Below are 23,134 nucleotides of genomic sequence, written 5' to 3'. Positions count from 1 at the left end.
CGGCCCCCCACTTTTTTGCGTTTTATAAAGAGCTGTAATACAAGAACTCGCCTTCTTTTAGCTTGTCTTACTGTTTGGCTGTATTTTGAGTCCTTCTTTTGTATTTGCGCGATAATAACTCCCATTGGCGTTAGGGAGGACTTGATGTTTACCGTTTTTGTCTTGGGCAATATTGCTTCGGGTAAGTCGACTGCCTGCCGCTATCTCGAATCTCATGGCGCCATGCTTATCGATCTGGACGAGCTTGCCAAATCGCTGTATGTGCCAGGCTCCGATATCGTCAATGCCCTTGCGGAAGAATTTGGCTGGGATATTTTGGATGAGGAGGGCGGCATTCGCCGCAGCATCCTCGCTTCTCGAGCTTTCGCTTCTCCTGATTCGGTCGCACGGCTCAATGACCTTGTGCACCCCGTTCTCATTGAACAGCTTTCGCTTAGGATTCTCGATCCGGTTTGTTGTACGGTTTCATCTCCCCGTTATCCCTTTGCGGTTGTCGAGGTTTCTGCTCCGACTGGTTTTGAGGATGCATTTGGCTTGGCTGATGAAATTCTGGTCATCAGCGCCCCTTTGTCAGTTCGTCGCGAGCGTGCTATTCAGCGTGGCATGGAGCCATCTGATTTCGATGCCCGTTCTGCTTGCCAGCCCGATGAGTCTGCGCTGTGCAATCTCGCTACAACGGTGATTGATAATGCCGCAGGCGATAATTCGCTCTTTGAGCAGCTTGACTCATGGCTTGCATGCCATGGGTTTATAGACACTGCGAATAAGGAGGATGCCGATGCCTAAGACACGTTTCTTTGCGTGGTATCGCCTTATACCGCTGGCTGCCGTTTTTGCCTTCGGCCTTATCTCATTCGTTTACTCGTGTGCTCCTGCGGCTTTCTTTAAGCCGCTGTATCCCATTGACTACGAGGCGTATGTAAAGCAATCTAGTATTTCGCATAATCTGGATCCGTATCTGGTGTGCGCTGTCATTAAGTCGGAATCGAATTGGGATCCCGAGGCTGAGTCGAATCAGGGTGCTCAGGGATTGATGCAGCTGATGCCCGAGACTGCCCAGGATATGATCGCCAAGGGTCTTGTCGACGGTGGGGGGTATTCGGCCGACAACCTTAACGATCCCGCTACGAACATCGAGTTTGGCTGTGCGTATCTTTCGTATCTTCTAACGTATTTCAACGGGTCGACGGATAGCGCTATTGCCGCATATAACGCCGGCATGGGCAATGTGGATGGTTGGGCGCAGCAGAGCACCTCGCTTCACAATGCGATTACCTTCCCCGAGACGCAGGCTTATCTGATTCGCGTCAATAATGCCTGGGTTCGCTATAAGACGCTCTATCCCGATCGGTTCGTATAGGACTAAGCCCACCTCCTGCGTATACTGCAGATGTATGAGTTAGGAGTATCCATGGCGGAATTTGAAGTAGAACGCGTTGGTGGTGAACTTAAGCGCTTTGGCGTTGAGGGCGCTGAGGTGCCGTTTGAAGTCGTTTCTCCCTATGAGCCTGCAGGTTCTCAGCCTAAGGCCATTGAGTCGCTTGTGCAGGGTGTGAGGGGCGGAGATCGCTATCAGGTTTTGCTGGGCGTGACTGGTTCGGGCAAGACCTTCACGATGGCTAAGACTATTGAGGCCCTGGGGAAGCCGACGCTGGTCATGGCTCCCAATAAAACGCTCGCCGCTCAGCTTGCGAGCGAGCTCAAAGAGTTCTTTCCCAACAACGCTGTGGTCTACTTTGTCTCGTACTACGACTACTATCAGCCCGAGGCGTATGTGCCGCAAAGCGATACATATATCGAGAAAGACTCCTCGATTAACGAAGAGGTCGAGATGCTGCGACATCAGGCGACCGCCTCGTTGCTCTCTCGACGCGATGTAATCGTCGTTGCTTCGGTGTCCTGTATCTACGGTATCGGCTCTCCCGAGGACTATGCGGGGCTGGCGCCGAATGTCGACAAGAAAGTGCCGCTCGAGCGCGATGACTTTATCCATGCACTTATCGACATTCAATATGATCGCAATGACTATGACCTAGCGCGCGGCACGTTCCGCGTGCGCGGCGATGTTGTCGACGTGTATCCGCCTTATGCCGAGCATCCGTTGCGGTTTGAGTTCTTTGGCGACGAGGTTGAGCTTATTGCCGAGATCGATGAGGTTACCGGTGAGATGCTTCGTGAGTACGAGGCCATCCCCGTATGGCCGGCATCGCACTACGTGACCGAGAAGCCGAAGGTCAAGGCGGCTCTGAAATCAATCAGTGAAGAGTGCGAGAAGCGTGTGGCCGAGCTCAAGGCGACCGACAAGTTGCTCGAGGCACAGCGTCTGCAGCAGCGCACCGACTATGATCTCGAGATGCTCGAGACCATGGGTTTTTGTAACGGTATCGAGAACTACTCGCGTCATCTGGACGGTCGAAAACCGGGCGAGCCGCCGTTTACCCTGATCGATTACTTCCCTAAGGACATGCTCTGCATCATCGATGAGAGCCATGTGACGGTGCCGCAGATTCGCGGCATGCACGAAGGTGACCGCTCGCGTAAGGTGACGCTGGTGGAACACGGTTTTCGCCTTCCTTCGGCACTCGATAACCGCCCGCTTCGTTTCGATGAGTTTGAGGCAAGGATCCCCCAGTTCATCTACGTTTCGGCCACGCCGGGCGACTACGAGCTGCGGGTGAGCCAGAACGATGTTGAGCAGATTATTCGTCCGACCGGCCTGCTCGATCCCAAGATCGATGTGCGTCCGGTTCGCGGTCAGATTGACGATCTTGAGGACGAGATTCGCGAGCGCGTTGCCCGCAAGGAGCGCGTGCTGGTGACCACGTTGACCAAGCGCATGGCCGAGGACCTGACCGACCATCTGCTTGATGCGGGCATTAAGGTCAATTACATGCATTCTGATACGGCGACAATGGACCGTGTCGAGATCCTGCGAACGCTGCGCGAGGGCAAGATCGATGTTCTCGTTGGCATCAACCTGCTTCGCGAGGGCTTGGATCTTCCCGAGGTCTCACTGGTGGCAATTCTCGATGCCGATAAGGAAGGCTTCTTGCGCAACCGCCGTTCGCTGATTCAGACGATTGGCCGCGCGGCCCGTAACGCCGATGGCGAAGTCATCATGTATGCAGACGTTGTGACCGATTCGATGAAAGAGGCCATCGAGGAGACGCAGCGCCGTCGCGAGATTCAGATGGCATATAACGAAGAGCATGGCATTGTGCCCAAGACGGTGCGCAAGGCCATCAACGACATCTCAAGTTTTATTGCCGAGGCCGAAAAAACCGTGGGTTCCAAGGGACGCTCGAAGGGCGACTCTCTTGGCCATGGCGCATTCTATACGCCCGATGAGTCGGGCGAGGGTGGCGTGCCGGAAACGGTGGCGCCCGAGCAGACACTTGCGGAGCAGTTGGAAGAACTGCCGCATGACGAGCTCGTGCGGATCGTCGAAACCATGGAAGAGGATATGCGTAACGCTTCTGCCGCCATGGACTTTGAGGAGGCGGCGCGCCTGCGCGATGCCGTCGTTCAGATTCGGGCGATGCTCGAGGGTGCGTCTGAGGACGAGACGATCGAGCGCTTACGTTCGCAGGCTCGCAAGGGTTCCACGTTCGCATCGGGCAGAAAACGCCAGGGTGCACGGTTTAAGAAATAGCGAACATGCCCCGAGTTCCCTGCGGAGCTCGGGGCATGCGTCTTTTGCGCGCTGGAATTCGTGCGTTAGAGGTCTGCGATCAGGGCTTCGGCACAACGGATGCCGTCGGTGGCGGCGCTCATGATGCCGCCGGCATATCCAGCTCCCTCACCGCAAGGGTAGAGGCCCGGGGTCGACACGGCATGGCATGTTCGGTCTCGGGTGACGGTGACCGGTGAGCTCGAGCGAGTCTCCACGCCGGTAAGGACAGCATCGGAGCGGTCGTAGCCTCGTAGCTTTTTTCCAAGTAGGGGAAGTCCCAGGCGGAGCGACTCGACGATATGCTGCGGCAGGGCTTCGTCAATTGCCGTCCAGGTCACACCGAGCGGATAGGTGGGCTTTACCTTTCCGGGCGCCTTGCTGGCGCGTCCTGCGAGGAAATCTCCGACGAGCTGTGCCGGTGCGTTCCAGTTGGAACCGCCCAGGCGGTAGGCGGCCGCCTCGCAGGCGCGCTGGAGCTCGATGCCGGCGAGTGGGTCATCGTTGGGAAGGTCCTCGGGCGTGACGTTAACGAGCAGGGCGGCATTTGCGTTGCGTCCGTCGCGGGCATTGAGACTGGCGCCGTTGACGCACAAGTGGCCCTGCTCGGAAGAGGCGGCGACAACCTGCCCGCCGGGACACATGCAAAACGAGAACACGCTGCGGCCGTTGGGAAGATGGGCGACGAGCTTGTAGGGGGCTGCTCCGAGGGCAGGATGTCCCGCCGAGGCTCCGAATTGGGCTCGGTCGATGTCGCGCTGCGGATGCTCGATGCGAACGCCCATGGCAAAGGTCTTTTGTGCGAGGACCACGTTGTGGTCCTTAAGGAGCTCAAAAATATCGCGAGCAGAATGCCCGCAGGCGAGGATGAGGTGCTTTGCCTCGATTGGCTCGCAAGCGGTGTCTTGGGACGATTGGACATCAATACCGGTGATGGCGCCAGACGCGTCGATGCGAATGTCGACGAGCTTCGTTCGATAACGGACGACACCTCCGAGCTGCTCGATGCGCTGGGATATAGCGGTGACGACCGTGGGAAGGATGTCGGAGCCAATGTGCGGCTTGGCATCCCACAGAATATCGCGGGGCGCACCCGCCTCGACGAAGGTTTCGAGGATAAGGCGATGGGCGGGATTTTTGGTTCCCGTATTGAGCTTGCCGTCCGAGAAGGTCCCCGCGCCGCCCAGGCCAAACTGGATATTGCTCTCGGGGTCGAGGATGCGCTCCTTTAGAAAGAGGTCGATCGCCTGCGAGCGGCGAAATGCCGGGTCGCCGCGCTCGATGAGCAAGGGCTTAAGACCTGCTTCGGCGAGCGTAAGCGCAGCGAAAAGGCCGGCGCATCCGGCGCCGACAACGACAGGGCGTTCTTGAGGTGCGTCGGAGGCGGGGGAGGGGAATGAAGGCTCATCGTCTTCTATCGCGCGTACGCGCGAGCGGTCACGCTCGGCAACGCTGTCGACCGCTTCTCGCTCGAGGTGGGGACTAGTCAGCTCAACACGAAAGCTCAGGATAAAATGGACGTCTCGTTTTTTGCGAGCGTCGATTGACTTGCGGTGGAGCTCGATGGACTTGATCTCGGAGTCCTTGCAACGTAGGACGCGCTTGGCGACTCGCTTGCCAACAATGAGACAGGCATTTTCATCGTCGGCTTCATCGAGCGACGCGTTGACTTGGGTGATTTCGATCATCGAGGTCTCCTTAGAGGCAAGAAAGAGGCCGTCCGGTATCCCAGACGGCCCGAATGCGTTTTTGATTATAGACTGCGCGGCTACAGGCTGCTTGCAGCGCGAATGCCCGAGATCCAGGCCCACGCAAGGTTAAAGCCTCCGCAATCGGCGTCGATGTCGAGCGCTTCACCGCAAACGTAAAGCGGGGCGTCGACAACGCTGCGCGCGCGTAGGCTGGGTGTTGAGATACTCTCGACAGATACGCCACCACGCGTGACCTGCGCTGAGCGCTCCTCGGTTGTTCCCTCGACGAGCAATTTAAAGTGCTTGAGGATCGAGACCAGGTGGATGACATCGTTGGAGCATGGATGGCACTGCTCGAACGCTGTGCAGACGACGCGGGAGAGTTGCGGGGCGAGCATGCCGTCGAGCCAACGGGGATCGCGGGGTGAAAAGTCACCGAACAGCTCAACGCGCCGGTTGAGCATATCGAGCAACTCGTCTTTGGAGAGGTCGGGGAAAACGTCGAGCAGGATCGTATCGCCGTGCTGGATACGACGAGAGAGGTTGAAGACAGCGACACCCGAGATACCGAAGGTTCGAAACAGCACTTCACCGTCTTCGTGCCAGAGCTCATTATGATTGCGGGCGAGCGTCAAGCGGACACGGACGCGCAGGCCGTCCAACGTCTTGAGTGCCGCCCGATCGCCAACGACCGTTGCCGATACGGGGCAGAGGATGGGGCGCGGCGAAGTGAGGGGGAGGCGAAACGTATCGGCGATACCGGTGGGGTTGCCGCCCGTAGCGATAATTACGGCATGTGCCTGCAGGGCCTCGTTCTTGCGAGGGACATCGGCGAGCGCTTTCCGAAGCGAGCGGAGCTCCGATTTTCGGTCATCGTGCTTTTTTGCCTTGAGCGCCCGCGCTGGACGGTCTATTTGGAGTGCCCAGCCTTCGGAAGCTTTGTGCGCCGAGGCAACGTTGGCTCCGCAGATTAAGGTGATACCTAGGCGGTCGCAAACGTTGAGAAGCGCGTCGCGCACCGATTCGGCGCGAAGGGAGCGCGGGTACAGCCGGCCTTCCTCGGAGGTTGTCATGATGCCCAGCGAGGAGAAGAAACCCATAAGCTCTTGTTCGGGCTGGGGGCCCATGACGGATTCGACGAATGCGGGGTGGTTATACCGCTGAGGATCAATCGATTCGTTGGAGAGGTTGCAACGGCCGTTACCGGTCGCAAGGAGCTTGAGGCCGCACGCGACATCGCGCTCAACGATGCAGACGCTTTTGCCAGCGCGTGCGGCCGTAATGGCGGCGGCGAGGCCTGAAGCCCCGCCGCCGATTACCAAGACGTCATAGAGGGCGCTCGCGTTCACTTAGGCCTCGTCGGTCTCGTGCGGGGTAATGGCCTCGACGGCAGAGACTGCCTTGGGCAACATGCCATCGGGCAGCGCGGTCTCGACCTCGCCCTTATCGCAGGCCTCGGCGAGTGCCGGATTAATGGGAAGCTGGCCCAAGATGTCGAGGTTATAGCGCTCTGCGACCTCGGGGAGCTTGCTCTTGCCAAAGACCTCGATCTTCTTGCCGCAGTCGGGGCACTCAATATAGCTCATGTTCTCGACAATGCCCAGAATGGGGACGTTCATCTTCTCGGCCATGTTGACCGCCTTGGCGACGATCATCGAGACCAGATCCTGCGGGCTCGTGACGATGACGATTCCGTCGACCGGCAGCGACTGGAAGACGGTGAGCGCGACGTCGCCTGTTCCCGGAGGCATGTCGACCAGCAGGTAGTCGATGGGGCCCCACGAGGTCTCGCTCCAGAACTGCCTAATGGCGCCTGCGATGACCGGACCGCGCCAAAGGACGGGGTCGGTCTCGTTTTGGAGCAGCAGGTTGGAGCTCATGACCTTGACGCCGTGCTCGGAGATTTCGGGCAGCATAAGGTTGCCAAGGGCATGGACGTGGCGTCCACTCATGCCGAACATCTTGGGGATAGAGGGACCGGTGATGTCGGCATCGAGGACGCCGACTTTGTGGCCGTGACGGGCAAGCTCGGTGGCGATGGCACCGGTGACAAATGACTTGCCGACACCGCCCTTGCCGGAAAGCACGGCGATGACGCGCTTGACCTCGGACAGCGTGTTCTCCTCAAATTGCGACGGCGACGTTTGTCCGCCGGCGGCCTGTGCGTGTTCGCAACCCATGTATGACTCCTTTGTATATGCTGGGGCCGGGGCCCCGCGATGTGACACGAGCGTCATTGTACCCTCGTTTGCGAGCGGGAGTCATTTGCATGCGTTTGGGCCGAGCGTGCTTGCAATACGATGGGCCCAAGCGAATGGGCGGGCTTACTGAACTTTGCTGGCGAACTCGAGGTATTGCATGCGCTGCAGCTTGTCGATCGTCGAGGCGTAGGGGCTGTCTTTCGATTCCAAGTCGTAGCGCAGCCCGTCGGCACCGAGATAGCCGGCGACATTGATGGTGGGCACATCTGACCTTGTTGCAAGCAGGGCCTTTTGGTAATTGGTGAGCGGAGCGCCGATCTTATTAAGGGTAATGGCTGCAATCTCGTTTGCCCCGACGGTGTCGTAGACGTTGAGCTCGGTATTGCCGGCGATCTCATAGTTAGCCCAGACGAGATATGTCGACTGATAGATACGGAAGGCGTGGCTTGCCGTATCTTCCTGAGGGTACAGCTCGTCGTTGAGAGTCGTTGCGGCGCTCGGCTGATGGTCGCCAAAAAAGACAAGAACAACCGGTCTGCCGATATTGCGGAGCTCGTTGATAAAGTACTCGAGGTCCCGGTCGGATGCGTTGATGCAGGTGAGATAGGTGTTGAGCGCGCTGTTGGCGCCTTCGCTGGCTCCCTCGACCCAATAGTTTGTCAGCTCTTCGGCGGGAACGGTGCCATAGTCGTAGCCGCCGTGATTTTGCATCGTGACGTCAAAGATGAACTGCGGCGCTTCGTCGGTTCTAAGCAGGTCGAGTATCTTGTCGTAGGTGGCGTAGTCGCATACGCCGGCATGGTAATAGGGCGCACCTTCGAAATCGCCGATTGAAAGAAAGTCTCCAAAGCCCAGCTGCTGATAGATTTTATCTCGATGGTAGTTGACGGGGTTTTGCGGGTGCATAGCGGTAGCGGTATACCCAAGCTCTTTAAGGTCCTTTGCCAGGCTGTTGACGCCATTCATCTGATACAGCTGATAGGGGATTTTGCCTAATCCGACAAAGGCCGTTGTCGCTCCGGTCAAAAATTCGAATTCGGAGTTCGCCGTTCCGCCACCGGCGACCGAAGCGAGCATGGTGCCGCGAACAAGTGTGTCGGGAAGCGAGTTGTAGAATGCGGGGCCGGTGTACCCGGCCGCCTGGAGCTGCTCAAAGCACGAAAGGTCGCCAAAACTCTCGTTCATGACGGCAACAATCGTCGGCTTGATTTCATTGAACTGGGCAACGGCCGCCGCGCGCTGTTCGCTCGAGCCATATGTGCTGTCGTAGACGGTGGCGAGCTCCTGCTCGATGCTCTGCGCCTCATCGGGCGTATAGTCTTCGGGCTTCTCAATGGGCAACTCGTTGACCATTTCGGTGAACGAAGTGATAAAACCCTGAGACGCATACGTGGTGATGGGCTGCCAACGGTCAAATCCAAAATCCAGCGCCTGCTCCAAGTCGATGTTGGAAAAGCCTGAGAGCCCCACAACGGTCACTAGCAGAAAAGCACAGAGGTTAGCGGCGATAGCGGGGAAGACATGGGTGGGCGTACGGAGCTTTCGCGGTCGGATGAGCGAAAGAAGCCCCAGGGAAATCTCCAGCAGGGCGAGAGAGGTTACGATTCCGGCGGTAAAGGTAAACTCGTATCCCTCGCTCACTTCCATTGCGGTGCCAAGGGCCAAGATATCGCTTGGCAGGATGGCTTCGCCTTTAAACGTTATGACGAAGTGCTCGGCAATGCCAAGGATGCAGCAGACGACGGGCACGAGAGCCATGACGCCTCCATGACGCTGTCCCAGCAAATAAAGGGAGAGCAGAACCGTCGCGAGCAGCCCGACGGAAAACCCGAATGAGTTGGCGGGAATGCGATAGAACGTTTCGTTGCAGGCAATTTCGAGTGAAACGAACGAGAGCGCTGAAACAGCGGCGATGACAAGGATGTCACGGCAAATACAGGCAACCGTTCCCGTCGCAAGGTCGGTTTGGTCGATAAGTCCCGAAACCAAGGGCTCGACAAGAAGCATGACGGCGGCAGCACCGAGCGCCGAATAAGAAAGGACCCATAGGGAGCTGCCCTCATTTACGAGCAATTGATTCGTAACCCATGCAGCTGCCACGCCGAGCGGGATGAGGAGCGTCGCGCACCAAAAGACGCGGGCAATGGGTGGCTTTTCGTTGCGTTTGATTGAAAAATACACGCGCACGACGACGGCGGCCACGATAAGGACGGCGATGAATATGGGCAGATTGGCCATGTCGCTCGAAGTGATTTCAAGGGGGATATCTTCGGTCATGGACGTTCCTCTGGTATAGCAAATTAAGTTCAGTATTAGATTACTGTAACCTTTCCACGGCATTTCGAGAAACAAAGCGCCCGATACGCAAAGCTAAAGGTCTGCGAATCTTGTATTACGAACACCTGTGCGCGTCGAGTGCGCTAAACTCATCGGCAGTATGATTCGATGCAATAGGAGGCAAGGAGCTTCCATGTCTGATTCTTCTATCGTTATTCGCGGCGCCCGTGAGCACAACCTCCGTGATATCGATGTTTCCATTCCGCGTGACCAACTCGTGGTCATTACCGGTCTTTCTGGCTCGGGCAAGAGTTCGCTGGCATTCGACACTATCTATGCCGAGGGCCAGCGTCGATACGTCGAGAGTCTTTCGAGCTATGCGCGCCAGTTCTTGGGCCAGATGGACAAGCCCGACCTGGATTCGATTGACGGTCTGTCGCCGGCTGTGTCGATCGATCAGAAGACGACGTCCAAAAACCCACGCTCGACGGTGGGCACCGTAACCGAGATTTACGACTATCTGCGTCTGCTGTTTGCTCGCGTGGGAACGCCGCACTGTCCTGAGTGCGGTCGTGTCATTGAGCGTCAGACGACCGATCAGGTCGCCGATAAGGTGCTGGCGGCGGGGGAGGGCCGTCGCGCGTTTGTGTTGGCGCCGGTGGTTCGTGGACGCAAGGGCGAATATGCCAAGCTGTTTGAGGACCTGCGTGCGGAGGGCTTTAGCCGCGTGCGTGTCGACGGCGAGGTTCGCTTGCTTGATGACCCTATCGATTTGGATAAGAAATTCAAGCACGATATCGAGGTCGTGGTCGATCGCATCGTGATCCGTGAGAACTCTCTGGGCCGTATCGCCGAGTCCGTTGAACAGGCGACTGCGCTGGCGCACGGCAATGTGAACGTATACTTGCTGCCCGACCGCGACGCTCCCGAGGGGACCGAAGGCGAGTTGCTGGAGTATTCGCTGGCGTTAGCGTGCCCGGAGCATGGACACTCCATCGATGACCTGCAGCCGCGTGATTTCTCGTTCAACGCGCCCTATGGCGCGTGCCCCGAGTGCGATGGCCTGGGCTTTAAGAAGACGGTCGACGCCGAGGCCCTAATCGAAGACCCCTCGAAGTCGATCGCCGACGGGGTCTTTGGCAGCCTGTTTGGCAACTCTAACTACTATCCGCAGATTTTCGCTGCGGTCTGCAAACACTTTAAGGTGAGCGTCGATACACCGTGGGAGGATCTGCCTCCGCGGGTGCGTCGCGCGTTTTTAGACGGCATGGGCGACCAGAAGATTTCGGTCGACTATCAAAAGCTCGATGGGCGCCGTAGCCAGTGGGACACCAAGTTCTCGGGCGTGCGCAATATCCTGTACGAGCGCTATACCGAGACGACGAATGAGAACACCAAGGCGCGCTTGGAGAAGTACATCCGCGAGGAGCCGTGCTCGAGTTGCCATGGTGCTCGTCTGCGCCCCGAGATGCTCGCTGTTACCGTAGGCGGTAAGTCCATTTACGAGGTCTGCTGCCTATCGTGCCGCGAGTCGCTCGAGTTTTTTGAGGGCCTGGAGCTTACCGAGCGCCAACAATTTATCGGCGGGCGCATCGTTAAGGAAATCCTGGAGCGCCTGCGCTTTCTGGTCGATGTCGGACTCGACTATCTGACCCTCGACCGTGCCTCGGCGACGCTTTCCGGAGGCGAGGCCCAGCGCATTCGCCTGGCAACGCAGATCGGCGCCGGCCTCATGGGTGTGCTGTACATTTTGGACGAGCCGTCGATCGGCCTCCATCAGCGCGATAACGAGCGCCTGATCAAGACGCTTGAGCGCCTACGCGATATCGGCAATACCGTCATCGTCGTCGAGCATGATGAGGATACGATTCGTGCTGCCGACTATGTGATCGACATGGGCCCCGGCGCGGGCGTGAACGGCGGACACGTAGTCGCGGCGGGAACGCCTGCCGATATCATGGCGTGTCCCGAGTCGATGACGGGCGCTTATCTGACCGGCAAACGAATGATCCGGGTTCCCGATGAGCGCCGCAAGCCCGGTCGCGGCTGCCTTAAGATCACGGGCGCCCGCGCCAACAACCTCAAAAACGTTACCGCCAAGATCGAGTTTGGTACGCTTACGGTCGTTACCGGCGTGTCGGGATCGGGTAAGAGCTCCCTGGTTACCGACACTATCGCACCTGCCCTTACGAATGCCATTCACCGTTCGACGCGCCCTGTGGGTCCGTATAAGAAAATCGAGGGCATCGAGTGTATCGATAAGGTTATCGATATCGACCAGTCGCCGATTGGCCGCACGCCGCGTTCCAACCCTGCTACGTACATTGGCCTGTGGGATGATCTTCGCGCGCTGTTTGCGAGTACGCCGGAGTCGAAGGCGCGCGGCTACTCGCCGGGACGTTTCTCCTTTAACGTGAGCGGCGGTCGCTGCGAAGCATGCAAGGGCGACGGACAAATTAAGATCGAGATGCACTTCCTTCCCGATATCTATGTCCCCTGTGAGGTCTGCGGCGGCAAACGCTATAACCGCGAGACGCTTGAGGTCACCTACCGTGGTAAGACCATCTCGGACGTGCTCGACATGAGCGTCACCGAGGCACTGGCCTTCTTTGGGAATATCCCGCAGATTAAGCGCAAGCTCCAGACGCTGTACGATGTAGGCTTGGGCTACGTGAGCCTGGGCCAGCCCGCTACGACGCTCTCGGGCGGCGAGGCGCAGCGTGTGAAGCTCGCCAAGGAGCTTCATCGACGCCAGACGGGCAAGACGTTCTATATTTTGGATGAGCCGACGACCGGCCTTCATTTTGAGGACGTCCGCCAGCTGCTCGATGTGCTGCAGCGCTTGGTCGATGCGGGCAACACGGTGCTGGTGATTGAACACAACCTTGATGTCATCAAGGTTGCCGACCGCCTGATCGATATGGGCCCCGAGGGCGGTAACGGCGGCGGAACCGTCGTGGTTTCGGGCACACCGGAGCAGGTTGCGGACTGTCCGCAGAGTTATACGGGCAAGTTTTTGGCGCCGTTGCTCAGGCGTGACCGGGCGCGTCAGGCTCAACTTGATGCTCAATAAATAGGCGATTCAGTTTATGGGCGCCATCGACTCCTTGTGATTCGATGGCGCTTGCTGTGTCGAAGTGACGTATGCAGCCGAATTGGACATATACTTAATCCTTGCGTCCGAATGCGAGGGAAAGGATATGCCATGGCAAAGGCTGTAAAGACGCCAAAAACCAATGCGATGCGCGAGCTGGAAAGCGCCGGCATTTCCTATGTTCTACATACGTACGAAGACGATGGTGATGAGTCGGCGGGCCTGGGGGTCGCGATTTCGGAGCAGCTTGGCGAGGAGCCCGGACAAGGATTTAAGACCTTGGTCTGCGTGACGCCGTCCAACGACCACGTCGTGTGCTGCATCCCTGTTGCCGACGAGCTCGATCTAAAGTCCGCCGCGCGTGCCGCGGGGGAGAAGTCCTTGGCCATGGTGCATGTGAAGGATTTGCTTGCGGCGACTGGCTACGTTCGCGGCGGCTGCAGTCCGGTCGGTATGAAAAAACGCTACCGGACGCTCATTGATGAGACATGTGTCCTTTGGGATACCATTTTTATTTCGGGAGGCAAGCGTGGTTATCAGCTTGAGCTTGCACCTGATGATTTAATTGCATTTTGCGGGGCGACGGTCGCCCCGATTACGAGAGAGGACTGAGCGATGCCGCAGGAAGAATTGAAGTGCGGAGCTCATTTTGCAAAAGAATCTGCGCCTCAGACACCCTCATCCGAAGCTTCTTCGTCGCGAGACGACACTGACGACATGGGCTCGTCGGACTACTCCACGGTTGGTCGTTCCGCCGGGCTTATGACCATCCTGACCATCGTGTCTCGCGTCACCGGTTTTATCCGCACGTGGGCAATGGCGGCCGCTATCGGCATGTCGCTGCTCTCGTCTTCCTATCAGGTCGCCAACAACCTGCCCAATATGCTCTACGAACTCGTGATGGGCGGCATGCTCGTGACGGCGTTTTTGCCCGTGTACATGGGCGTGAGGCGTGAGCAGGGTCGCGAGGCCTCTAACGAGTACGTGGGCAACCTGCTCGGTATTCTGCTATTGGTGCTGGGTGGCATTTCGTTGCTGGGGACCGTGTTCGCCCCGGGCTTTATCTGGACGCAATCGTTCCTTTCGGGTGACGGCGGCAGCATGGATACCGCTGCGTTCATGTTCCGTTTCTTTGCCATCCAGATTCTGTTTTATGGTTTGGGCTCGGTGTTTTCGGGCGTCCTCAACGCACACCGCGACTACTTCTGGTCGACGTTTGCCCCGGTCCTCAACAATGTGATCGTCATTGCGAGCTTTATGGGCTTTGCGCCCGTGTCCGCACAGTTTGGCGAACGTGCCGGCATCATCTTGATTGCGGCCGGTACGACCCTCGGTGTCTTTGTTCAGATGGCATGTCAGATCCCCGCGCTTGGCAAGCACGGCGTGCATCCCCATATCCATATCGACTTTAAGGACCCCGCACTGCGCCAGACGATTGCGCTCGGTATCCCGACGCTGCTCGCCACGGTGTGCATGTTTGTCTCGACTTCTATCACCAACGCTGCTGCGCTGGTGGTCCAGCCCGAGACTGGTCCTTCCGTCATCGCCTATGCGCGCCTGTGGTACACGCTGCCCTACGCGCTGATTGCCGCCTCGCTTTCGACGGCGCTCTATACCGAGCTCTCTCACGACGCACAGGAGAAGGATTACGACAGCGTTCGCACGGGCATTTCGCGTGGCGTCGCCCAGATGCTGTTCTTCCTGGTTCCGTTCGCGCTGTACCTGATTGTCTTCGCGCGTCCGCTCAACATGATCTACTGCGCTGGCAAGTTCGATGAGTCCGGTGTGGCGCTGGTGTCCGAGTTCCTTGTCTACCTGGCGTTCTCGCTGCCGCTCTACGGCGTGGTCGTGCTGATGCAGAAGAGCTTCTCTGCCTTGCTCGACATGAAGCCCTATAGCCGCTATTGCCTGTATTCCGCCATCGGCCAGGCCGGCTCGGTTCTGCTGTTTGGCGTTGTGCTGGGCTTCGGTATGCCGGCAATCGCGCTTTCGTATGTCGTCGACTACGTGATCTTGGTCGGCTGTTCGCTGTGGTGGCTGCGTCGCCGCCTGCGTGGTCTTCAGGTTAAATCCATCCTGCATGGCGGTTTCTTTGGCCTTTTGCTCGGTGGCCTGGGTGCTGCCGCAGGCGCCGGCGTCATGTGGGCGCTTGAACGCTTTGTCGGGGCACTTGGCGGCTCGATTCTGATTACTCTTGGCTACGTTTGCGTTGCGGGTGTCGTCTCGCTTGCTGTTACCTTTGGCCTTGCCGTCATCCTTAAGATGCCCGAGGTCTCGGCGCTGCTTCGTCGCAAGTAGGTGCGCGTGGCCGGTCACGACAACATTCCAACGCTTGCCGAGCAGGTTTCGCGCGTTCCCACGCAGCCCGGCTGCTACCTTTGGAAAGACGCCAAGGGCGATGTCATCTACGTGGGCAAGGCGAAAAACCTGCGCGCTCGTATGCGTCAGTACGTGACGCTGCAGGACGAGCGCCAGAAGATCCCGCTTATGATGCAGCTGGTGGCGAGCTTTGACTATATCGTGGTGGAGACCGAGCACGAGGCGTTGGTGCTCGAGCGCAATTTGATTGGTCAGTACCATCCGTACTTTAACGTCGACCTCAAGGATGACAAGAGCTACCCCTTTATCGCCATTACAAAGGGCGACCTGTATCCCGCTATCAAATACACGCGTGAGCGTCATAAGCCGGGAACGCGCTATTTTGGACCTTATACCGATAGCCGCGCGGCACGTGAGACGATAGATACGCTGCGCAAGGTTATCCCCATCTGCTCCGCATCCTGTGCGGAGTGGCGTCGTTGTCGCCGTATCGTCGAGTCCCACAAGGGCGAGGAAGACATCGTCAATATGATTTGCGCGCAAAACGGGCGCCCCTGCTTTGACTACCATGTCGGGCGCGGCCCGGGTGCGTGTGTCGGCGCGATTTCCCCGGCAGACTATGCCAAGAACGTCAAGCGTGTCGAGCGCTTTTTGTCGGGCCATCGCAAGGATGTCGTCGATGAGCTGACCTCCGAGATGACGGATGCCGCTGAGGCGCTCGACTTTGAGCGCGCGGCACGCGTCAAACGTCGTTTGGAGGTCATCAGGGGTCTGGACGATCGTCAGCAAGTCGTTTTTCCCTCCAGTGTCGATATAGATGTCATCGGTTTCTATCGCGAGGAGACCATCTCCGCCGCTTGCGTCTTCGTCGTTCGCGAGGGCCGAACAGTTCGCACCTGCGAGTTCATTCTCGACAAGGGTCTTGATGCTGACGAGGAAGAGCTCCAGTCGGGCTTTCTTAAGCGCTATTACGACGAGACGGCTGATATTCCAGCTGAGGTCAACCTTTCCGTCGAGCTTGAGGATGCGGAGGCGCTGGGGGAGTGGCTTGCGGGCAAGCGTGAGCGTTCCTGCCATCTCCATAGGCCGCAGCGTGGCGAAAAGCACCGTCTGCTCGATATGGCATCCAAAAATGCGCGCCATGCTCTCATGCGCTACATGATGCGAACGGGGTACGCTGACGACCGCACCAATCAAGCGCTCCTGGAGCTCGAAAGTGCGTTGGCGCTGCCATCGCCGCCGTTGCGTATCGAGTGCTTCGATATCTCTACACTGCATGGCACCTTTACGGTCGCCTCGATGGTGGTGTTTACCAACGGGCGCGCCGACAAGAGTCAGTATCGTCGTTTTAAAATTCAGGCCGAATTGGACGAGGCAAACGACTTCGTGTCGATGTCCGAGGTTTTGGGACGACGTTATGCTCCCGAGCGTATGGCCGACGAGCGCTTTGGCTCGCGCCCCGATTTGCTCGTTGTCGATGGCGGTAAGCCGCAATTGACCGCTGCGATCAAGCAACTTGAGGCTCTTGGGCTCGATATACCAGTTTGTGGCTTGGCAAAGGCCGATGAGGAGGTTTTCGTGCCTTGGGACGAGACTCCCGTCGTGCTGCCGACCGGGTCCGCGTCGCTCTATCTAATTAAACAGGTGCGCGATGAATCGCACCGTTTTGCCATCACGTTCCATCGCGAATTGCGCGATAAAGCCATGACGGTTTCGGTACTCGATGACGTTCCAGGCGTGGGACCCACCAGAAAACGTGCCCTTATGCGCCATTTTGGCTCGATGAAGCGTTTGCGCGCGGCGAGCGAGCAAGAGATCGCGGAAGTTCGAGGCATTCCTGCCGATGTCGCCAAAGCGGTTCACGAGGCACTTGTTGCGTGGAATGCCGAGCGCTCCGAGATGGCGGCAAAGCAATCCGAAAACTAAACACGCCTCTAAACAACTGATATACATGATTGCGTGATTTTCAATCATGTATTTCACGGCGATTACCAGCCGATTTCGGGTTTAATTAACGCTAAAACGTTTGACTAGCCATGGTGAACAACCCTGCTATCCTGCGGGTTGACGAAGACTGATATCTCACCTCGTCGATACATACTGTCTGGCGAATCGTTTGTCAATGAATTCGGTGAACGGTAGTAAATACCGTTCAAGCGTATGTATGTATCGGTCGCCGAGCGCGGCACCTCAGTTGGGTTCGTCGGTAGGTAAGGTATATATCGTCCGCAAGTTGCGCGGGGGCGCGTCTAGGTGCTCCCGGGTAAGATTCTCTATTGATAGGAGAAGACATGGCCATCATCAACAAGGGTATGTCCAGGCGTTCGTTCCTCGGCCTCACCGGCAGCGTCGCTGCTGTCGCAGGGCTTGGTCTCACCGGCTGCGGTGGCAGCTCTAGCGACGAGGGTTCCGCTTCCGGTTCCACCGATTCCGCCAACCGTGGCGGCGGCGTGATCACCGCTGGTTCCGCTTACGCTCCGTCCAGCTTCGATCCCGCCAGCACCGGCTCCGCTGTGGGCCTGGGTGCTAACTGGCACGTCGTCGAGGGCCTCTACGGCATCGATTACCACGACTACAGCACCTTCAACGAGCTCGCCACCGACGATCCCAAGTCTGTGGACGACACCACTTTCGAGGTCACCATCCGCAAGGGCGCCAAGTTCTCCGATGGCACCGAGGTCACCGCTGACGATGTCGTTGCCTCCTACACCGCTTGCGCCGCTTCCGCTACCTATGCTCCGTTCTTCCAGCCCTTCGAGTCCATCGAGGCCAAGGACGCCAGCACCGTGACGGTCAAGACCAAGGTCCCCAACTTCTCCCTGCTCAAGGATCGTCTGGCCATCGTCCGCGTTACCCCGGCCACCCAGACCGAGGAGGATCGCGCCAAGCAGCCGATCGGCTCCGGCCCCTGGATGTACGACTCTATCTCCGATACCGAGATCACCCTGGTTCCCAACCCCGAGTACAACGGTGAGTATGCTGCCGAGGATAAGAAGATCCAGTACAGCATCCTGACCGACCCCACCGCTCGCGTTACCGCTCAGCAGGAGGGCTCCACGCTCGTTATGGAGCTCGTTACCGCTGACGCCGTCGACCAGCTCGAGAGCGCCGGCTGCAAGATCGATAACGTTCAGGGTTTCGGCACCCGCTTCATCATGTTCAACGTCGCCAAGGAGCCTTGGAACAACGTCAAGGTCCGTCAGGCTGTCATGTATGCGCTCGACACCGAGAAGATGGTCAGCAACACCTTCGCCGGCCTTGCCACCGCTGCCAGCTGCTACCTGCCCAAGAGCTTCACCAACTATCATGAGGCTTCCACGGTGTACAAGACCGACGCCAAGAAGGCTAAGAAGCTCATCGAGGAGTCTGGCATCACCCCGGGTGCCATCACCCTGCGCACCACCGACAACGAGCAGATTAAGGGCATGGCCGCCCAGGTCAAGAACGACCTCGACGCTCTCGGCTTCGATGTGACCATCCAGACCGATACCTCGCCGGCCACCTACGCTGCCATCGACGGCGGCGAGGCCTACGATATCCTCCTTGCCCCTGGCGATCCTTCCTGCTTCGGCGCCGACCCCGACCTGCTGCTCAACTGGTGGTACGGCGACAACGTCTGGATGCAGACCCGTTGCCCGTGGAAGGAGTCCGCTGAGTGGCAGAAGCTCCACAGTCTCATGGACGAGGCTCTTGCCGCTGAGGGCGACGAGCAGCAGAAGAAGTGGAACGAGTGCTTCGACATCATTGCCGACAACGCCGTTCTGTACCCCGTTGTCCACGTCAAGACCGTCTCCGCTTCCTGGGACGATCCGTCCACTGCGCCCAACGGCGAGGCCCTCGATGGCTTCAAGGGCATCGGCACGACGAGCATGTCCTTCAGGGGCGTTGCGACCGTCAAGGCGTAAGACTCGCTTGAGTCTGTATGCAGGATGTCGGTCGTTGGGACCGTATCCTCATAGTTGAAACAAAGACCCGGGCGACCTCGATGTCGCTCGGGTCTTGTAATGAGTATCCGTACTCATATACCAGTTGGTCCTACCGACAAAAGAAAGGGGAGAGAACGTGAACAACTTGCTACGTTTGATTGGAAGGCGTCTTGTGGCGCTGCCGATCATGGCATTGGGCGTCACCGTCCTGGTGTTCTTCCTTATGTCGTTCTCCAAGACCGACCCCGCCTACACGGCGTTGGGTGACGGTGCCTCGCCCGAGGCGGTTGCCGAGTACCATGAGAAGTATGGTCTGGACGACCCCTGGCCCGTGCGCTACGTGCGCTATATGGGCGATTTGATCCATGGCGACATGGGCACCTATGGTGCTGCTCGCAACTCCGTTGCCAAGCGCATCTCCACTGCCCTGCCCGTCACGATGCAGCTGACCTTCATCGGCCTTGCCATCGGTGCGGTCGTTTCGTTTTTGCTCGGCGTCATCGCGGCACTGTATCGCGACAAATGGCCGGACCAAGTGATCCGCGTCTTTTCCATCGCCGGCTTGGCAACCCCGTCGTTCTGGCTTGCCGTTCTGTTGATCCTGCTGTTCTCTTCCTACCTTAAGGTGCTCCCGGCATCGGGTGCTCTGCCTCACTTCACCACGAATCCGGCTGGTTATCTGGGCCGCATGATTATGCCCGCCATCGCCTTGGCATTTCCGCTGACGGGCCAGATGACTCGTATCGTGCGTACCGCCATGGTCGAGGAGCTCGACAAGGACTATGTCCGTATGGCTCGCGGTGCCGGCGTTCCCGAGAAGGTCGTCGTCGGTATCAACGTTCTTCGCAATGCGCTGATCACCCCGGTCACCACCCTCGGTCTTAAGATCGGTTACCTCATGGGCGGCGCCGTCGTCATCGAGGTTATCTTCAACCTCCCCGGCATGGGCACCGCGATTCTGCAGGGCGTTCAGGGCAACGAGGCGAACCTGGTTCAGGGCGTCGTTATCGTCGTTGCTCTTGCCTTCATCATCATCAACATCGTGGTTGACATGCTCTACCTGCTCATCAACCCGCGCATCAGGACGGTGTAGATTATGGTAAAGATTCGAGAGAAGCAAACCGAGCAGCTCGAGAAGGCTGCCTCCAAGGGGCTCAAGCTCGGTGGCTGGAAGAAGATGACGCTGTCTTCTAAGATTGCCGCCGTCGTGCTGGTGCTGGTCGCCCTGACTGCGATTCTGGCGCCCCTTCTTGCCCCCTATAGCCCGGTCGAGATCTTTACGGCTCGCCAGGCTCCCGGCAACGGATTTATCTTCGGTACTGACGATAAGGGTCGCGACATTCTGTCGCGTATGCTCTACGGTGGTCGTTACTCGCTGATTATCGGCTTTGGCGCCACTGCCATGGCTCTGGTCTGCGGCTCGGTCGTGGGCGCCCTTGCAGCGGTTTCGCGCAAGGCCGTCTCCGAGACGATCATGCGTATCTTGGACATCATCATGTCCATCCCGGGCATCGCCCTCGCGGCCGTCTTCGTCTCCATCCTGGGCAACTCCGTGCCGTCGATCATCTTCGCCATCGGCTTTATGTACACTCCGCAGATTGCCCGTATCGTGCGCGCCAACATCGTGTCCGAGTACGGCGAGGACTATGTCCGCGCGGTCATCGTTTCCGGCGCCAAGGCTCCGTGGATTTTAATCAAGCATGTTCTGCGTAACTGCATCGCCCCGATCATGGTCTTCACCGTTACCCTAGTCGCCGACGCCATCATCTTCGAGGCCTCGCTGACCTTCATCGGCGCTGGTATCCAGGAGCCCACCGCTACCTGGGGCAACATCCTCGCCGACGCCCGCGGCGGCGTGCTCGCCGGCCGTTGGTGGCAGGCGCTGTTCCCGGGCCTGGCCATCATGATCACCTGCCTGGCGCTCAACATCCTCTCCGAGGGCATTACCGACGCCATGGCCGCTGCTCCATCCGCCGCCCTGGATCCGACCGATTCCTCCAAGCGTCGCGAGGCCGACCTGCTGGTCTCCGACCCCGTTCGCGCCTACAAGGAGCAGGCCCAGTCCCTCTCCGCTCGCCTTGGCGCCCTGCGCGATGTCGAGCTCAAGCGTGACGATCGCCATGTGCCCGACGAGTCTGTCGAACCGATTCTCTCGGTCCGTGACTTCTGCATTCAGTTTGAGCATCACGGTGATATCAACGTCGTCGACCATGTCAACTTTGACGTCCGTCCTGGTCAGACCATGGGCCTGGTGGGCGAGTCCGGTTGCGGTAAGTCCATCACCACGCTGGCCATCATGGGCCTGACCGACGACGATGAGCACCTTTCCGGCGAGGTACTCTGGGAGGGCCGCGACCTGCTCAAGATGAGCAAGAAGGAGTGGTTCGGCCTGCGCGGTACCGATATCGCTATGGTCTATCAGGACGCCCTGTCCTCGCTCAACCCCTCCATGCTCATCTCTGCCCAGATGAAGCAGCTCACCAAGCGCGGCGGCACCCGCAGCGCCGAGGAACTCCTGGAGCTCGTGGGCCTCGACCCCAAGCGTACGCTCGAGAGCTACCCGCATGAGCTTTCCGGTGGCCAGCGTCAGCGTGTCCTGATCGCTATGGCCCTTACCCGCGACCCCAAGCTGGTCATCTGCGACGAGCCCACGACCGCTCTGGACGTTACCGTCCAGAAGCAGGTCATCAAGCTGCTCAACGACCTTCAGGCCAAGCTCGGCTTTGCCATGATCTTCGTCTCGCATGACTTGGCGCTGGTCGCCGAGGTCGCCCATAACATCACGGTTATGTACGCCGGTCAGGTTATCGAGCAGGCGCCCACCAAGGAGCTGCTCACTAACCCGATCCACGAGTACACCCGCGGTCTTCTGGGCTCCGTTCTGTCCATCGAGAGCGGTTCGGGCCGTCTGCACCAGGTGCCCGGCGCCGTTCCGAGCCCGCGCGATTTCCCCAAGGGCGATCGCTTCGCGCCCCGCTCGAGCCATCCGCGCATTGGCCTGGACACCCGTCCGGTCTTCAAGCGCGTGCCCGGCACCGAGCACTTCTATTCCGAGCTCCCCGACGAGGTGCTCAAGGCAAATGGTTTGACCCCTCACGCGGAGGTGATGTAGATGAGCGAGACCGCAGTCAACGGCGTCGAGCCGATCATCTTCCTTGATGACGTCCACGTCACCTTTAGGACCCGTACCGGCTCGATTCTGCACCCCAACCTGGTTCACGCCGTCCAGGGTGTAACGATTAGGCTCATGCCCGGTCAGACGATCGGCATCGTCGGCGAGTCCGGTTGCGGTAAGTCCACCACCGCCAACGTCATGTGCGGCCTGCAGGCCCCCACGAGCGGCAAGGTCTACTTTAAGGGCAAGGACGTAACCAAGCGTACCGCCGAGGATCGTCGCCACATGGGCCGTGTCATCTCGGTTGTGTTCCAGAATCCGGCTACGGCGCTCAATCCCCGCATGGTCGTTCGCGAGCAGCTGCTCGACCCCATGCGCGTCCACAACCTGGGTACCGAGGCCGAGCAGGAGAAGCGCGTCAAGGAGCTCCTGGAGCTCACCGGTCTGCCCAGCTCCGCCGCCGAGGTTCTTCCCGGCCAGCTTTCGGGCGGCCAGCGCCAGCGCGTCGCAATTGCCCGTGCCCTGTCGCTGAACCCCGATGCCATCATCGCCGACGAGCCAACCTCGGCTCTGGACGTTTCGGTCCGCGCGCAGATTCTGAACCTGCTGACCGACCTTAAGAAGGAGCTCGGCCTGGCCATGGTGTTCATCAGCCATGACATCCAGACGGTCCGCTATATCTCTGACGACATCATCGTTATGAATGGCGGCAAGATCGTCGAGCAGGGCGAGGCCAAGCAGGTCTTCCAGCACCCCCAGGACCCCTACACCAAGATGCTGCTCGGCGCTGCGCCGTCGCTGCTGCATCCCAAGCTCGGCGAGTAGCCTCGCTTTCCCTCCC

15 protein-coding genes are annotated in these 23,134 nt (G+C 58.7%); 11 read left to right on the top strand and 4 right to left on the bottom strand.

Annotated elements, in window-relative coordinates; translation table 11 throughout:
* Positions 1-144: 144 nt before the first annotated feature.
* From coaE to uvrB, 3 genes are read left to right on the top strand one after another with little or no spacing between them, the layout of a single operon-like run.
* Positions 145-786, top strand: coding sequence for a dephospho-CoA kinase (gene coaE, locus DXA43_RS08535; protein ID WP_117638014.1), 642 nt, complete (start codon positions 145-147; stop codon positions 784-786).
* Entirely contained in the window at positions 779-1,360 is a 582-nt protein-coding gene (locus DXA43_RS08530; protein WP_117806848.1) for a lytic transglycosylase domain-containing protein, read from the top strand. The genes coaE and DXA43_RS08530 overlap by 8 nt, the downstream gene beginning before the upstream one ends.
* Before the next feature lie 51 nt (positions 1,361-1,411).
* Positions 1,412-3,652 carry an excinuclease ABC subunit UvrB gene (uvrB, locus tag DXA43_RS08525; protein ID WP_117806847.1) on the top strand — a complete coding sequence of 747 codons (2,241 nt, stop codon included), beginning with the start codon at positions 1,412-1,414 and terminating at the stop codon, positions 3,650-3,652.
* Positions 3,653-3,717: 65 nt separating this feature from the next.
* Here uvrB and DXA43_RS08520 read toward each other — a convergent pair whose 3' ends face one another.
* From DXA43_RS08520 to DXA43_RS08505, 4 genes are all read right to left on the bottom strand, one after another.
* Positions 3,718-5,358: an NAD(P)/FAD-dependent oxidoreductase gene (locus tag DXA43_RS08520; RefSeq protein ID WP_117806846.1), complete on the bottom strand. Its 1,641-nt coding sequence runs from the start codon at positions 5,356-5,358 to the stop codon at positions 3,718-3,720.
* A gap of 80 nt (positions 5,359-5,438) precedes the next feature.
* Complete coding sequence (locus tag DXA43_RS08515) at positions 5,439-6,710, bottom strand: NAD(P)/FAD-dependent oxidoreductase (RefSeq protein WP_117806845.1); 1,272 nt, start codon at positions 6,708-6,710, stop codon at positions 5,439-5,441.
* The gene (locus tag DXA43_RS08510) at positions 6,711-7,541 is read right to left on the bottom strand and encodes an Mrp/NBP35 family ATP-binding protein (RefSeq protein WP_022094864.1); all 831 of its coding nucleotides are present in this window, start codon (positions 7,539-7,541) and stop codon (positions 6,711-6,713) included.
* A gap of 144 nt (positions 7,542-7,685) precedes the next feature.
* The gene (locus tag DXA43_RS08505; protein WP_158551212.1) at positions 7,686-9,839 is read right to left on the bottom strand and encodes an LTA synthase family protein; all 2,154 of its coding nucleotides are present in this window, start codon (positions 9,837-9,839) and stop codon (positions 7,686-7,688) included.
* Between the two features lie 193 nt (positions 9,840-10,032).
* On the opposite strand from DXA43_RS08505, the gene uvrA reads away from it, so the two are divergent.
* From uvrA to DXA43_RS08465, 8 genes are all read left to right on the top strand, one after another.
* Complete coding sequence (gene uvrA / locus DXA43_RS08500) at positions 10,033-12,912, top strand: excinuclease ABC subunit UvrA (RefSeq protein ID WP_117806844.1); 2,880 nt, start codon at positions 10,033-10,035, stop codon at positions 12,910-12,912.
* Between the two features lie 132 nt (positions 12,913-13,044).
* Entirely contained in the window at positions 13,045-13,545 is a 501-nt protein-coding gene (gene ybaK, locus DXA43_RS08495) for a Cys-tRNA(Pro) deacylase (protein ID WP_117798286.1), read from the top strand.
* Positions 13,546-13,548: 3 nt separating this feature from the next.
* Positions 13,549-15,231, top strand: coding sequence for a murein biosynthesis integral membrane protein MurJ (gene murJ, locus DXA43_RS08490; RefSeq protein WP_233540055.1), 1,683 nt, complete (start codon positions 13,549-13,551; stop codon positions 15,229-15,231).
* A gap of 6 nt (positions 15,232-15,237) precedes the next feature.
* Positions 15,238-17,178: an excinuclease ABC subunit UvrC gene (gene uvrC / locus DXA43_RS08485; RefSeq protein ID WP_233540054.1), complete on the top strand. Its 1,941-nt coding sequence runs from the start codon at positions 15,238-15,240 to the stop codon at positions 17,176-17,178.
* A 365-nt stretch (positions 17,179-17,543) separates the two neighbouring features.
* Positions 17,544-19,157, top strand: a complete 1,614-nt coding sequence (locus DXA43_RS08480) for an ABC transporter substrate-binding protein (RefSeq protein ID WP_117647497.1) — start codon at positions 17,544-17,546, stop codon at positions 19,155-19,157.
* Between the two features lie 157 nt (positions 19,158-19,314).
* Positions 19,315-20,271 (top strand): ABC transporter permease, encoded by a 957-nt coding sequence (locus DXA43_RS08475; protein ID WP_055251823.1) that lies wholly within the window; start codon positions 19,315-19,317, stop codon positions 20,269-20,271.
* Positions 20,272-20,274: 3 nt separating this feature from the next.
* Complete coding sequence (locus tag DXA43_RS08470) at positions 20,275-22,290, top strand: dipeptide/oligopeptide/nickel ABC transporter permease/ATP-binding protein (RefSeq protein WP_035138893.1); 2,016 nt, start codon at positions 20,275-20,277, stop codon at positions 22,288-22,290.
* On the top strand, positions 22,291-23,118 hold the full coding sequence (locus DXA43_RS08465; RefSeq protein WP_089573612.1) for an ABC transporter ATP-binding protein: 828 nt from the start codon (positions 22,291-22,293) through the stop codon (positions 23,116-23,118).
* Positions 23,119-23,134: the final 16 nt, after the last annotated feature.

The organism is Collinsella sp. OF02-10, assembly GCF_003463445.1.
In the GTDB taxonomy this organism is placed as follows: domain Bacteria; phylum Actinomycetota; class Coriobacteriia; order Coriobacteriales; family Coriobacteriaceae; genus Collinsella.
This window is presented reverse-complemented; position numbering and strand designations above follow the sequence as displayed.